A 14298-nucleotide genomic window follows, 5' to 3' on the forward strand; every position below is an offset into this window, starting at 1 on the left:
ATTAGCAAGCCCGTCACACCAAATTATGAAGACAGAACAACTCACTAATCGCATCTGGCTGACAAAAAAAGCACGAATGAATGCAGAAAATAGACTACTTAGAGTTGACTTTATTTTGTCGTACCTTTTGGTTTACTATAGTACTTCACTTGCCGCTCTTCAACTATCTCCCCTTTACTTTGAAATCAACAATGAGGGGCAGTTCAATTGGATCACTACCACAATGTCAATTTTTGTGCTTCTATTTTCTACAATTATGGCGAGCAGCAACTTTAAATTAAGAGCAGATAAAATGAAGTCCTCATATATTCTTCTTACGCAGCTAGAGTACGATTTATCGTATGGTTCAAGTGCTTCCGACATAGCAAGCAGATATACCTTAATTCTGGATAGAACTGACAACCATTCGCAGAGAGACTACGAAAAAGCCCAACTCTGGTCAAAAGCTCACCCAGATGAGACCGTATTTTCAACAATATATAGACACCTAAAATATGCAGGGATAACGGCTGCCATCTATATTGTTGTAATCGCTAGTTTAGCTATTCCCTTCCTGTTACTAATAAAATTTATCTACCCAGAACTTAAGAATGTTTGAAGTTCTGAAAAAAATTTTTCTTAATAAAGTTCGTCACAAACCTACAGCAGGAATTGATCGCATCCGACCCGATCGATTCGAAAAAAATTTAGATTCAGAACTGGAAACGATCTGCAAAAAAATAATGGAAGGCAGTTTCCGATTCCGGCCCTATAAGGAAGTTTTAATCAGTAAAGGAAAGGGCAAAGCTCCTCGAGTGGTCTCAATTCCTACCGTACGCGACAAATTGGTTCTAAACTGGCTTCTAATACACTTGCAAAATGAATTCAGAATTGATGACAATTTTGTGTACACAACAATCGATAAGGTTAGGTCAGCACTTCTATCTTCGAAATATTACTATTGCAAACTCGATATTTCCGGCTTTTACGACAATATAAATCACGATTTACTTTTGACCAGTTTGCAAGAAAAAATTAGCTCTAAAAATTTGATTGAGCTAACTAGCAAAGCCATAACCAATCCTACTACTCCACAAAACGCGAGAACTGATGAAACCAACCGATTAGGTGTTCCACAGGGAATCCCTGTATCAAACTATCTCGCCAACTTCTTCGGAAAAAGAATAGATGTAGCTCTAGAAAACAACCCGGAGGTTTTTTATATCCGCTATGTCGACGACTTACTCTTACTTGCAGAAGATAAGGCTACACTAGAAAAATGTAAAAAAATTCTAACCGACAGAGTGCGCTCGGCTGGCCTCTTAGTAAATGGCGAAAAAACTCGCGAGGGTCACCTTCGAAGCACCGGTATCGACTTTCTGGGCTATCATTTTACATCACATACCGATGGGAAAGTTAACCTCAGCGTCCGCCGCAGCTCCTATCAAAAACATTACTTATCAATTTTGAGAGTCTTTTCCCAATATGCTCGACAAAAGAAATCTCTCAAAGAAATAAATATGAAAAAATTTATTTGGGATTTAAACCTTAAGATTACGGGAGCCATCATTGATGGCGACCGCTATGGCTGGCTATTCTTTTTTTCACAAATAGATGAATCTTGTCACCAGATTTTCGCGTTAGACGAGTTCGTGGATGCACAACTTAGAAAAAACGGCCTTTCGCGAAATGACCTCAAAATAAAAAGGCACTCAAGAACACTTAAAGAAATTAAAAAAAATCTAAAAAATACGGACTATATACCTAAAGATCATAACTTTAATGCTGATCAAAAAAGGAGTTTTCTGATTGAAGTATGCAATGTCTCAATAGAAGAAATAGGCCTAATGAGCGACGACCAGATAAACATCACCTTTAAAAAGGCTATCTACCTCGATGCTCGACAGCTCGAAAAAGACCGCGGATCAACCTCCTAGATAAAAAATTTGTTATTGGTTCAGAATATAAACTATTAGCAACCGATATTAGCCTCGCAATGCTCTTCCGAGTTATTCCACATCACCGAATTGGCTCTTAGAAAGTCATTCAAAGGGAATCTCGTTCGTCGAGCCTAAGCGCAAGGCACTTTAATGCACTAGACACTTCTCTCACGACATAATGCGAGGCGCCAAAATGGCTTTTTGATTGATAGTCAAGGCGATAGTCCTTAAAAGTTTCAAAATGACCTCAACTATTTTGACCAATTTTGAGCTCCATCAGATCGAAAGAAAAATCGAAGAGATTTTCGCCGTTCTCGATGATTTAGATCCAGAAGTTCTTGAGCACGCTGATAAATTGGCTCGTCATCATGAGATTCTGGACCATTACGAAAGCCTTCTTAAGCTTTCGTATAAGAAGGCCCGAATCACGGAGAGTGGATTAAAGCTCGTTTAACCCGCTTCTACATGACGTTTTTTACGCACCGGCTTATTCCTCTTAGTTTCCAAGTTATCGATAGCTTTTTTTAATGCCTCCGCCTTCACTAAATCTTTAGCCCAATTTTTTGGTCTTTTCTCGAGATATAACCTTTCAATTTCCTTTCCTTTGGTACTATCCAGAAGAAGCCCGCCGAATATATCCCGGCATTCCATCGCTACAATTTCAACTTTATTATCTCGTTTTTTTTCAGCAATGTATTCCTTGGCATCTTTGGAAAACTCCCACGCAACAAAAATACCCTTTTTCTTTTTACCCAATGCCCCAAAAAACCTTTGTAAATCTGGGCGACCGACTGAAGTTTTTTCGTAGTTCTTGATCTGGATCGGAGTTCCATCATCGGTCCATCCGTCAACTCCTTTGTCGCCAGATTTTCGATCATTCACTTTCCAACCCTGAACTTCACAGACTTTTTCAGCGAATAAATGACCATTCATTTTTTTGAGTTCAATATCAGTTTGCGGAAGATTTTTGACTTCAAGTCTCATTTTTCCCTCTCGAATTGCTGGAACATCAAAGTACAATCGCTCGGTCATAATCTTCACAGATACAGGTGAAACGTCGCCCGTGATAAATGCCCTACCAAGGTCAGCACAAACTTTTGCAGTGGTTCCTCCGCCTCCAAAGCAATCAAGTACGATATCACCTTTGTTGGAAGCGCACTCGATAATCCTTTTAATTAACGCCTCAGGTTTTTGAGTTGGATAGCCCAAACTCTCATCAGCTTTCGACCCGATGAGTTTAATATCATCCCAGATATCTGAAACAGCCACGCCTTTATTTTCTTCCAAATAATATTTCAAATTTGGAATACCATTCTTTGACCATACTATTAGCTTTTTCCTATCGTATTCTTCTAAATGTTTATGAATAGTAACCCAGTGAGCTCCCGATTTTCCACGTCTATTCGGGTCGACGCCCCTCCAAGGTTTCCCGGTTTCTCCATTCCTCTTTCCACTAACAAGCAACGGAACAAGTCGGTATCGACCTTTGTGATCCGTGTAACGATAGTTTTTTAATGAACTTTCAGACAAGGCTTGCCTCTGAATGTGGTATGTATATTTATCTGATTTTGAATAGAAAAAGATTGTATCGTGAGCTCTTTTATAGATCCCATTGATACTTGAGGTGTTAGAACTTCGTTTCCATATGATTTCATTCCGAAAATTATTTTCTCCGAAGACATCATCGAGGACACATCTCAACCGATGAGATGCATGCCAGTCACAATGTAGAAAAATACTTCCAGTCTTTTTTAATTTTTGATGGATGAGCTCAACTCTTGGCCTCATCCATTCAATATAATGGGAAATCCCGCCCGCGAAGCGATCACCGAATGAACGGACTTCGTATCCATTGCCCCAAATAATTTCATACTGCTTATTAGAAAAAAAGGGCGGGTCGATGTAACATAGATCAACACTTTCGTCTTCGAGTTGCTTAAGCCATTCAAGGTTATCTCCACAAATAATATAATTTCCGGCCTTATCGTTCCTAAAAGCCCACGCCCCCTTTACACCCATTCAAACTCTCCCCAATTTAGTAATTAATCATTAGTTTATTTCTAATCAAATTTTGTTTGTTTTTTTGAAAGCCAGCTAGTGTTTTCAAAAAGGCAGGTCCTCTTAGATTTGAGCAGGGGAAGTTATTTCCTCTGCTCAAATAGGCCTGCAAACATTTTAGTTAGAAAGTCCGGGCACATTTTTCCGGACATGTAGATTCTTTGACGATCCGTTAGGTTGAGGGCAGATTATCTCCCGAGAAAATCCCACGTCTTCAATGGGTGGGGCACGACGCTCGCTAATTTAAAAATAGCTATCCCATCTTAATGCGCTTGGAAGTTGTCTAAACTTAGCAGAGGGAGTTTAAATTACAATAAACTGCATGAGAACTAGAGAAGCAAAGATGCGAAAACAAAAAAACCCGCCTTCCAGCGGGTTTAATATTTCACTCAGAGGCTCATTTCCGGTGAAACTTCCTTCGATTCACGATCGAAGAACAAAATTGGTAGTGAGAGGCGGACTTGAACCGCCGACCTACGGATTATGATTCCGTTGCTCTAACCAGCTGAGCTACCCCACCACACGAACGCTTATCTTTTGAATTTGCGTAGGAATGTTTTTAGGGTTTGGGGCGCGTTATGTCAATAATGGGCTTTGCGTTAAGTACACTTTTTTAAGTGATTGCCCAATAAATTAGCTCTTTCACCCCTCCCCAGACCTTCCTATATTGGATTTGGCTTTAGGGACGCCGTCATTTATGAATATAACTATATGAAAAAGACCCTGCTTCTAACTATGTCCCTGTGCCTTTTACTTTCAGCCTGCGCCACGGACTATAAAGGACCGCTTCCGGATTTAAATAAAAAAGGCCCTGCGGCCCAAGAAGAATTCCGTCAGTTTTACATCAACGACGACTTTTGGGATCAAGCCGCCTTTTACCAAATGGGACCAAACAAAGAACAATATTGGCTAAAATCTATGGAGCCCGTCCTGGAACACGTGTCTCCCGAAAGCAGGGCGCGCTTAGAAAAAGCTTATAAACTGCAACTGGCTTCGCAAATTTTAATCTGGGGTGCTGTTGCCGCCATTTTCTTAATCCCCACCCAAGATGATGCTCAGACCAAATCACAGCTATGGGGCGCATATTTTGTGGGGTTTGGCGGATCTGTCGCCACGGGAATGATGTCAGCCCATGAACGTGCAGAGGCCGCCAAAATCTATAACCGCGACCTAAAAAACAAACTCATCCCCGACGTGAATCTGACTTGGAGCTTTTAAGCCCATCCCACCGTCAAATGACAAACTGACTTTTGATTATTGCAGACTAAAATAAAGACTTCTTTTCGCAGGAGGTCTTTATGGCATGGAATCCAGTTGGCAATGACACCGGAGTTTTCATTCACGAATACCAAGTCGAAGAATACGGGCGCACCAACTGTGTCGCCGTAAAAACCCCGAAAGGGTTGCTGATTTTAAGTCCTTCGCAAAAAACTTCGCCCGAAGATTTTGAATGGGTGCGTGCTCAAGGTGGTGTTGCCGGATTTGTAGCCCCCCACGGAGGGCACACCTTGGGATTTGCAGAATGGGTGAAGCAATTCCCCAACTGCCCCATTTACACCGCCCCCGGATCCATCCCACGCATTAAAGAAGTCACACACCTTCATGCCCGGTCGATTGTGGAAATCGCAAACCTGGATGAAACTGTGCGCTGGATTGTGCCGGAAGGTTCTAAAAACGACAGCCTGCTTTTAGAAGTGCGTCGTGGCGCGCGGCCCGTGGTTTATATTAACGAAACATTGGCGGATCTTGAAAAACAACCAGGGCATAATTTTTTATCGCGCCTGTTTTTTAAGCTTTTGGGATTGCATGAAGGCTTTAGTGTTAACCGCGCGTATTTAAGAATTTACGTCAAAGACACGCAAACTTTGCGCGATGAAACTTTGCAGCTTTTAAAATCAAATCCTTACGTGATTTTGGCTCACGGCCCCGTGCGGTCTTCGGCGCAAGACCTGCAAAGATCAAAGGAATTGCTGGCACAAATCTAGGCCTCGTTTTTCTCTTGGCTTACATAGGCTCTGATGTCGTCCATAAGGTGACTAGAAACCATCCATCCACCCACATTAAAATGCGTTATAGTTTCACCGGATTGCCTATCAATAAAAGTCGAAATCAGATTAGGATTTTTCCTCTCTCCGAACGAAATAAATGCCTCCCAATCGTGAGTCAGTGCCTTAACGGCGCTGGAAGCTACTTCCTTATATTCAGAAATATTGTGAGGTTTGTATTTCTCGATCAAAAATAGTAGCTTCACAAAAGTCCCGCGCTTCCTGTGAATAGATACCGTGTTGGTCATACCTAAAAGACATAAATATCCGAAATAAATTCGATCGAGAGAATCAAGATCACCCACTAGCTGCTCAACATCATCAAAACGCAAGAATGGCCTTTTACCCGTACAATTAGATATACGTCCAAGGGACGCATAGTACAATCGAACTAAAAGATTTCGCTCGATGACCTGCTCGTCGGCTATGTATCCATTAGAAATTCCGTCTCCGAACTCACCTCTTTTCCTCTCAAATAGCAGGCCAAAACGATCATATATTACTCGCTGCAACTCAATAATTTTCTTCTCGTTTGATCTCCGATCTGCGGAGCTAACGGTGGTTTGTTGATTTGTAGCAGTCGATATTTTATCTATCAATTGAACCGCTGAATTTTCAAACTCACTTCCCAGGGGATTATTCAAAGTAATAATTTTGACCAAAACCTCCTTGTTTTCAAAGATCTTTTCAGCTTTCGAGTAGTCATTTTCTTGAAGTAACTTACTTAAGGTATATGCGGTCTGCCCTCCATTAATAATTTGAGGATTTTTTAGCATCAATTTCGCCTTACTTTTTTGGCCAATGCGCTCATTGATCGAAGTTTCGTTCGAAACAAAAGTTATTCCGTTATTGAAGAGTGCAAACTCATTAGTTTCCTGAGATACAATTGTATCTCTAATAGCTATGTTTACCTTTTTCCCTTCAAGCTCTAAATAACTACGAGGATTAAATTTCAATATTGAATTTTTATACTTAGTCAGAATTTTGGCAATTTCAATTGTAGGAACGAACAAAACGGTAATTTCGGCCTCCCCTAAAGAGGTATTTACCGGATAGCTAATCTTAGATCCTGCATTTTTATTGCTCAAGTCAATCTGAATACTTAAATCGGATGCATTAAAAAATGTCCCCGATATCACAGGAAACACCAAACGCTGGTAACACTTATCAAAATCAAAAATTATAACTGGCAACTTGCCAAATAGCTTGTTGGCAACTAATTTTAAGCCTTTGTCGACATTTGCTATCAAAATCACCTGATATTTGTATCTGGCAACATCCTCAATTTTTCCTATCTCTCGAACCAATTGAAGAACTTTTCCAGAATAGTCATTGCCTTTTTCGTCAGTTGTTTCCCCATTCAATATTCGATCTACATCCATAGAAAGCAACTCTTCTAAGGTAATATGTTTTTGCTCAAAATTACTTTGGCTTGTTCTAAATTTGGACTGTATTAAGGAAATTACTTTTTTATCCGTATCAATGTAGTACCCATCTATTCCGCCATCTTGCGTACCATCTGTAATAAAATGCTCTCTTTCGGTGAAGTCCAAAATGCCATGGCTCACTAATAAATATAAATGGATGAAGGCACGAGATCTTGCCTGATTAACTTTCTCTATATCCGCTTTGTCGGGTTGGTATTTTTGTTTGAATTTTGTTTCAATAGATTCATCTCGAATCTTATCCAAGATATTAAGGAGAGTTTGATATTTACTCATTGATGCCTCCAACTACCATATCGCAATTAACAAATGGATCTGACTTTATACATTATTTTATGTTTATTACATTTTTTAACGCAAAGAGGTTTTTCATATTCCAAGAGACCAACGACAAAGGTCGATTTAAGAATTCTTCCCAAAGAGACCGACAAAAATATGACCCGCCTCAGCGCTTTAATGACTTCACAAAACCCAGACACGGCTGGTATGATTGAAAAAGATATGAGAAATGATGGGTTGAAATCGTCAAAAATTCTTTTACTTTCTGCCTTAACACTAACTAATGGTTTTTTGGTCAGCTGCAGTCTTTTTGATAAAAAACCACCCGCTCACACCCGCATGGCTCAGATCACAAAGCAGAAAGTCTTTTTTGCTAATTCTGACGCCGTTTGGAGAGCCGCGCACAACGTGATCAAGTACCCCATCGCCGTGGAAAACCAAGACAACGGCGTGATGGAAACAGAATACATCAAAGGCATTGATGGATGGCTTGCGCCGGGGGAACAACGCTCCCCTTCAAGTGGGATTCGTTACAAGCTGACCCTGACCTTTGCTAAAGGGAAGGCCGATGGACGCGATTCCACGCGAGTTACGATCGACAAAAAAATGGAAATTTTAAGGGACTTCTTTTCTGAACCAGAAACGATGGAAACAGACGGCTTAGAAGAAAAAATCATCTTTTACCGTATCGAGCGCGAGCTTGTGATCGCCGACGCCTTGAAACGCGCCAATTAATCTTATAATTGAATATTTTCTTTACGAACGTAGTCTTTCCAAAGACCGACGGACTTAGCCACGTTGGCTTCTTCGCCCAATTTCACGCCGGTCAGTTTTTCTAAACCACGGATGGCGTTGGCCTGAACTTGGATATCGTTGTCCGATAAAAGCTGAGCAAAGATCTTTAACTCACGATCCAAAGGTTTCTTATTTAAAATGCCAATGATCTGAGGACGGATCCACAGGCTTTGGGTGTTTTTAAAGTTATAGTTTTGATTGAGCTCATCCCATAAAAGATCACGTGTTGTCGGGTTCGTGCTTTTTTCTAAAGCTTGCACGGCTGCGGAACGAACAACTAAGGCCTTATCTTTTAAAAGCTGCTTTGCTAAAACTTCGCCTTGCGCGGGGTTGACTTCATTTAACGCCACAAGCGCGGCATTGCGCATGTACCACTCGCGATTCGATCCGGCTTTCATCAAATCAGCCGTCGCTCTTTCACGGCGAGATTCTGCCGCCGCAGTTAAAGCTCTCCAACGAACGGACATCGGTTGCTTGTCGTTAAAGGCTAAAGTGATAAAGCTTTCATAGTGTTTTTCGCCCACCTCGCCAATCAGCATGCGACGGTTTTCTGCGGGCAAATTAAGAACTTCCATGGCCGAAGTTAAAGTACTAGATGAAGGTCTTGTGTTGGCTGCCAAAACACTTGAACAAAGTAGAGTAAACCCAAGAGATGCCACGAAGATCTGTTTCATATTTAGCTCTTTTTGTTGCCAACGAAGTCTTCAAACTGATCCATCAGCTTGTCGGTGTCGTCAGGGTTGGAGGTTGCTTTGGCTGTCCCGTCACCCGCTTTTTCGGCGGCTTTATCCAAGGCTGCCTTTTGCTGGCCTTCAACGGCCGCGGCGAATTCTTTCATCAAGTCATCATCAATAACGCTGGCTTCTTCAGGAGTGAGCGAATCAGGTTGCGCGGCCAATTCGGCTAATGCTTCGGGAGCTGGCTCAGGATCTGGCACCGCCGCTAATTTTGGAGCCACCGGTTCTGAAACTGGTTCCGGCGCCGGGGGCGCTGCGGCCGGTGTCGGAGCTTCGGGAGCCGCCGTGGCTGGAGCTTGTGCTCCCGACTTTAAAGACTCGATCTGTTTTTTAAGATCATCATTTTCTTCGCGGTATTTTGAAAGATCGGCGATGTCTTCACTGATGATTTCATATTCCGCTAAACGAGCTTCAAGATCTTTAATTTTATTATCAAACTCGTTGCGCTCTTCCGCACTCATCCCCGCAGCAGCTGGAGCGGCCGGTGCAGCAGCGGCACCCCCCGCACTTGCGGCGGCGGCAGCCTCATTTTTAGCGGCCGTCAATTGCTCTTGGGCTTGGGCTAACTGAGTTCTTAGGATTTCCATTTTCTTCGTACTTTCAGAAAGACTTGCACGAAGTTGAGCGGCCTCGGCCGTGGCTTCACCGCCCCCTGCGCTCGAGGCATCACCCGATGCGGGTGCATGTTCCGGAACTTCGACAGGCACACTGAGGTCGTCGGAGTTTGCTGAAAGCTTTGCACCCAGGGATTGATTTTCTAAAATTTTTTGCAGCGTTTTTTCTAACTGAGCCGCGTCAAGATTTTGATTTCCAGCAGTCGCGTGGCCTTCCGCCCCTTCGGACTTGTTACCAAAAAAGCTGCGATACGCCAAAAACAGCGAAAGCAAAACAACCAAGGCGATAAGGCCTTCAATAATAGAGGTATTGTGATGATCCCAGAACAGGAGAAATTTTTCGATTGTCACCAGGTAATTCTCTCTTACCAAGTAGCTGCCGTCAACGCTAAGAGCTGACTAGACCTAGGGAGGTCCATACGATATGGTGACGCTGATAGGGCGGTGATATGAAAACCTATGATTTAATTCTTAAAGGCGGAACCTGTTTACTTCCCAACCCTTCGGGAACAGGTCTTATCGAACAACTGGCCGACGTTGCGATTTCAAACGGACGCATCGAAAAAATAGCGGACCTCATTAACGAACCTGCCGCTAAAGTCATGAACCTGAAAGGCCTTCATGTCCTGCCTGGAGTGATCGATAGCCAAGTTCATTTTCGCGAACCCGGTCTTGAACACAAAGAAGACCTTGAAACCGGCACTCGAGCCGCAGTTTTAGGTGGTGTCACCACGATTTTTGAAATGCCTAACACCAATCCTTCAACGACGACGAAAGAAGCCTTTGAAGACAAATTAAATCGCGCTAAAAATCGCGCGCATGCCAATTACGCGTTTTTTATGGGCGGCGCTCACGATAACGTTGATAAAATCGCGCAGCTTGAAATGCTGCCACATTGTTCGGGTGTCAAAATATTTATGGGCAGCTCCACCGGAACATTGCTGGTCGAAGACGACGACACCTTAGAAAAAATCTTAATGCAAGGCCATCGTCGAGTCATCTTTCACAGCGAAGATGAAATGCGCTTAAGAGAGCGCAAACACATCGCTGTCGAAAAAGCCGATCCGCATTTCCATCACGTGTGGAGAGACGTAGAAACGGCCGTGAATTCCACCCGAAGACTTTTGCGCTTGGCTCGAAAAACCGGTCGCCGTATTCACGTGCTGCATATTTCAACAGGCGATGAAATGGAGATGTTAAAAGAGGCCAAAGACATCGCCACTGTTGAAGTTCTTCCTCAGCATCTGACTTTATTTGCGCCGGACTGTTACGACAAGCTGGGCACATACGCTCAACAAAATCCGCCCATCCGTGAAAAGCATCATCTTGAACGCATCTGGAAAGCCGTTCTTGATGGCACGGTGGACGTGATTGGTTCCGATCACGCGCCACACACTAAGGAAGAAAAAAATCGTCCCTACCCTGCCAGTCCTTCGGGCGTTCCGGGAGTGCAAACCTTAGTGCCAATTATGTTAAATCATGTCCATGAAGGCCGTATGCCATTAAAACGTTTTGTAGAAATGGTGACCGAAAATCCACGGAAAGTTTTTGGTGTCAAAAACAAAGGCCGCTTAGAAGTGGGCTATGATGCCGACATCACCGTGGTGGATTTAAAGAAAAAGAAAACCATCACCAATGATTGGATTGCCAGCCGTTGCGGATGGACACCGTTTGATGGCATGCAAGTCACCGGTTGGCCCACGCACACGATTGTCGGCGGTCACATTGTGATGGAAAATGATCAGGTCGTTATGCCGTCGATGGGTCAAGCCGTGGACTTTATAGAGACTTCGAAATGAATTCGAAAGCCCTAGGATTTTTCTTTGGCGGGTTATTACCCGTCATCGCCTTTACGGTGATTGAAGAATATTACGGTGTGATGGCCGGTCTTCTGGCCGGAATGGTTTTTGGCTGTGGCGAGATTATTTTTGAACTTTATAAATATAAAAAAATTCAGCGCATCACTTTGATTGGCAATGGCCTTTTAATTGGCCTGGGTGTGATCTCGCTGATTTCTTCAGAAGGCATTTGGTTTAAACTGCAGCCTGCCATCATGGAAGGCATTTTTGCGATCGTGCTGTGGGGCTCATGGGCCCTAAAAAAGCCATTATTAGTGTATTTAGCCGAACAACAAGGACATCAATTTCCCTTGATCATTAAAGAAAAAATGAGTGGGTTCACATTCCGAATCGGAGTCTTCTTCGCTATCCATGCGGCTTTAGCGACCTGGGCCGCGTTTTCGTGGAGCACGCGCGACTGGGCGCTGTTAAAGGGAGTTGGACTGACGGTTAGTTTTGTCCTGTATCTTGTCATTGAGGGTTTCATCCTGCGGCGGTCTATTCGTAAAATAGACTGATGAAAAGAATTATATTTTCGTTATTCGCCGTTTTTATTTTATCCACCACCGCCTGCTCCCGCGGGGAATTCCTGTTCCGCTTTGCGGATGATTATGCCGCATCTAAGGCCGATCGTTATTTTGATTTAACATCGGCTCAGAAAAAAGAATTTAAAATAGAAATCCGTAAAGATATTGATACTGGCAAAAAAGAAGCTTTTCCTAAAATGGCAAATCGCCTTCGTCAGTTAGAAAAAGATATCAAATCTGATGATGTGGATCCCGCAGTTTTCACCAAGGCCTTTAACGAAATTGAAAAACAAGTCAAAGGCATTGGCGTGTACTTTCAAGACACCGCGATTAAAACATCGTTAAATCTATCCCAAGCTCAAGTGGAACACTTTGCCAATGAAGTGCGCGAAGATATCGCCAAAGAAGAAAAAGATCCCGCAGAGGCTACCGAGAAAGTTGAAAAACGCTATCGCAAAAATATTGAATACTTTGTCGGCAGCGTGACTCGCGAACAAAATAAAATGATCCAAAGCTTTTTAGATAAAAATCCTTACCCTTGGCGCTTACAGAACCGCAGCCAAGAACATGTGGTGAAACAATTCGTGGTCGCAGCCCAAAGCCCCGATACGCGCAAGGCCTTCGTTGAAAAGTTCGCCAAAGACTATGAATCTGTGCGCTTGCCAGAATACAGAAAAGCCTTGAGTGAACATCAAGCGGCATTTATTAGCTTCCTGACAAATGATTTTTGGAAATCGATGTCTAAAGAACAAAAAAAGACTTTCAAAGAAAACCTGATAGCGCGGGCCGAACAGTTAGAGCGTATTGCAAAGCAATAGATAGCAACAAAACACAGGCTTGATAATCGAAACAAGACAAGCCATATTTAAACCCTCGATGGAGATTTAAATATGGCTCGGTTTTTTTGGATTATTCTCACTCTATTTTCCCCGTCTGCTTTTGCCCACGTGAAGTGGTTTACACGCGAAAGTTTCGCTAAACCGCCGATCACTTTTGCGGATTTAAATACTCCGACCTTTTGGAATCTTTTTGTCCTTTCCATGTTCACTTTGGCGTCTTTAGTGTGGTTAGATCGCAGGCTTGAATCTTGGGGCACTTACCGCAAGATGAACGAATACTTTGATCAGTTTACTTCGCGCGCGACTTTGATTTTGCGTGTCTTTACGGGTGCTTCGATTTTACTTTCTTGGCAGGTGGATTCGATGATCGCGCCTGAATTGCATCTATATTCCAGTGGCTGGGGTTGGTATCAATTCGCCTTGGCCTTGTTGTTATTATTCCGTGTCACCACGCCCGTTGCTGGTGCAGGCATGGTGGTCCTTTATATTTTTGCCGCGACCCAGTACGGCATTTATCACCTGCTTGATTACGTCGTTTATTTGGCGATTGGTATTTTCTTATTTCTTTCAAACAGCACCGACAAGCGCATTAAAGACCTGCGCATTCCGGTTTTATACTCAGGCCTTGGATTTTCACTTTGCTGGGTGGCGATGGAAAAACTGTTCTTCCCCAATTGGGGATTAGACGTTTTACAACAACAGCCCGCTTTAACCATGGGCTTGCCGCCAGAATTTTTCTTAATGGCTTGCGCGTTTGTGGAAATGAGCTTGGGTTATTTGTTAATTATTTGCTTATTGCAAAGACCTTTGGCTCTAGTGATCACGATCGTGTTCTTTACGACCACTGCTTTTTTTGGAAAAACGGAAGTGGTGGGCCACACCTTACTGCACGGCGCCTTGTTGGTTTTCGTCGTTGTCGGTCAACGCGGGACTTATCAGCCGCCGATTGCCTTTCATAAAAACTTGGGCCTGCGCATGGCCTTTGCCTCGGTGAACTTTGCCATTCTTTTTGCGCTACTCGCGTATCCGTATCATAGGCTTTCACAACAAGCTTACGATAAACACCAGCACATGATGCAAGAAGCTCACGGCCATGCCGAAGAAAGCCATTCTGACGGAAGCCGTTAAACGGCAATAAAAAAGCCTTCTCTTTTATGAGAAGGCTTTTTAGTTTTAAGTTTTAGGGCTTAAATTTTAAAAAT

General features: G+C 43.0%; 14 protein-coding genes and 1 tRNA gene. 10 read left to right on the top strand and 5 right to left on the bottom strand.

Annotated elements, in window-relative coordinates; translation table 11 throughout:
- Nucleotides 1-25 precede the first annotated feature (25 nt).
- From AZI86_RS00435 to AZI86_RS00445, 3 genes are all read left to right on the top strand, one after another.
- Nucleotides 26-598 carry an SLATT domain-containing protein gene (locus AZI86_RS00435; protein ID WP_157684580.1) on the top strand — a complete coding sequence of 191 codons (573 nt, stop codon included), beginning with the start codon at nt 26-28 and terminating at the stop codon, nt 596-598.
- Nucleotides 591-1916, top strand: a complete 1326-nt coding sequence (locus tag AZI86_RS00440; protein WP_061833127.1) for a reverse transcriptase domain-containing protein — start codon at nt 591-593, stop codon at nt 1914-1916. The genes AZI86_RS00435 and AZI86_RS00440 overlap by 8 nt, the downstream gene beginning before the upstream one ends.
- A gap of 244 nt (nt 1917-2160) precedes the next feature.
- A complete protein-coding gene (locus AZI86_RS00445) occupies nt 2161-2373 on the top strand; it encodes a hypothetical protein (protein ID WP_061833128.1) in 213 nt (70 codons plus the stop codon).
- Here the strand turns inward: AZI86_RS00445 and AZI86_RS00450 are convergent.
- Together AZI86_RS00450 and AZI86_RS00455 are read right to left on the bottom strand one after the other, a co-directional pair.
- Nucleotides 2370-3938, bottom strand: coding sequence for a DNA methyltransferase (locus tag AZI86_RS00450; protein ID WP_061833129.1), 1569 nt, complete (start codon nt 3936-3938; stop codon nt 2370-2372). The two genes, AZI86_RS00445 and AZI86_RS00450, sit on opposite strands and share 4 nt — an antisense overlap.
- Before the next feature lie 482 nt (nt 3939-4420).
- Nucleotides 4421-4497 (bottom strand) — tRNA-Met (locus AZI86_RS00455).
- A gap of 191 nt (nt 4498-4688) precedes the next feature.
- Here AZI86_RS00455 and AZI86_RS00460 point away from each other — a divergent pair.
- Together AZI86_RS00460 and AZI86_RS00465 are read left to right on the top strand one after the other, a co-directional pair.
- On the top strand, nt 4689-5195 hold the full coding sequence (locus tag AZI86_RS00460) for a hypothetical protein (protein WP_157684581.1): 507 nt from the start codon (nt 4689-4691) through the stop codon (nt 5193-5195).
- Between the two features lie 80 nt (nt 5196-5275).
- On the top strand, nt 5276-5962 hold the full coding sequence (locus AZI86_RS00465; RefSeq protein ID WP_061833131.1) for a hypothetical protein: 687 nt from the start codon (nt 5276-5278) through the stop codon (nt 5960-5962).
- On the opposite strand, the gene AZI86_RS00470 is transcribed toward AZI86_RS00465, so the two are convergent.
- Entirely contained in the window at nt 5959-7743 is a 1785-nt protein-coding gene (locus tag AZI86_RS00470) for an AIPR family protein (protein ID WP_061833132.1), read from the bottom strand. The two genes, AZI86_RS00465 and AZI86_RS00470, sit on opposite strands and share 4 nt — an antisense overlap.
- Before the next feature lie 159 nt (nt 7744-7902).
- On the opposite strand from AZI86_RS00470, the gene AZI86_RS00475 reads away from it, so the two are divergent.
- Nucleotides 7903-8481 (top strand): hypothetical protein, encoded by a 579-nt coding sequence (locus AZI86_RS00475; protein ID WP_253715489.1) that lies wholly within the window; start codon nt 7903-7905, stop codon nt 8479-8481.
- A 2-nt stretch (nt 8482-8483) separates the two neighbouring features.
- Here AZI86_RS00475 and AZI86_RS00480 read toward each other — a convergent pair whose 3' ends face one another.
- The gene (locus tag AZI86_RS00480) at nt 8484-9215 is read right to left on the bottom strand and encodes a HEAT repeat domain-containing protein (RefSeq protein ID WP_061833133.1); all 732 of its coding nucleotides are present in this window, start codon (nt 9213-9215) and stop codon (nt 8484-8486) included.
- A 2-nt stretch (nt 9216-9217) separates the two neighbouring features.
- On the bottom strand, nt 9218-10243 hold the full coding sequence (locus AZI86_RS00485) for a hypothetical protein (RefSeq protein ID WP_061833134.1): 1026 nt from the start codon (nt 10241-10243) through the stop codon (nt 9218-9220).
- Nucleotides 10244-10341: 98 nt separating this feature from the next.
- Here AZI86_RS00485 and AZI86_RS00490 point away from each other — a divergent pair, with 98 nt between their 5' ends.
- The 4 genes from AZI86_RS00490 (at nt 10342) to AZI86_RS00505 (ending at nt 14224) form a co-directional block, all read left to right on the top strand.
- Nucleotides 10342-11691, top strand: a complete 1350-nt coding sequence (locus AZI86_RS00490) for a dihydroorotase (protein ID WP_061833135.1) — start codon at nt 10342-10344, stop codon at nt 11689-11691.
- Nucleotides 11688-12248 (top strand): inner membrane-spanning protein YciB, encoded by a 561-nt coding sequence (locus AZI86_RS00495; protein WP_061833136.1) that lies wholly within the window; start codon nt 11688-11690, stop codon nt 12246-12248. Before AZI86_RS00490 ends, AZI86_RS00495 begins: the two co-directional genes overlap by 4 nt.
- On the top strand, nt 12248-13075 hold the full coding sequence (locus AZI86_RS00500) for a DUF6279 family lipoprotein (RefSeq protein ID WP_061833137.1): 828 nt from the start codon (nt 12248-12250) through the stop codon (nt 13073-13075). Before AZI86_RS00495 ends, AZI86_RS00500 begins: the two co-directional genes overlap by 1 nt.
- A 72-nt stretch (nt 13076-13147) precedes the next feature.
- Complete coding sequence (locus tag AZI86_RS00505) at nt 13148-14224, top strand: DoxX family membrane protein (RefSeq protein WP_061833138.1); 1077 nt, start codon at nt 13148-13150, stop codon at nt 14222-14224.
- Nucleotides 14225-14298 lie beyond the last annotated feature (74 nt).

Origin of the sequence: Bdellovibrio bacteriovorus, from assembly GCF_001592735.1 — a bacterium.
Classification (GTDB): Bacteria; Bdellovibrionota; Bdellovibrionia; order Bdellovibrionales; family Bdellovibrionaceae; genus Bdellovibrio; species Bdellovibrio bacteriovorus_D.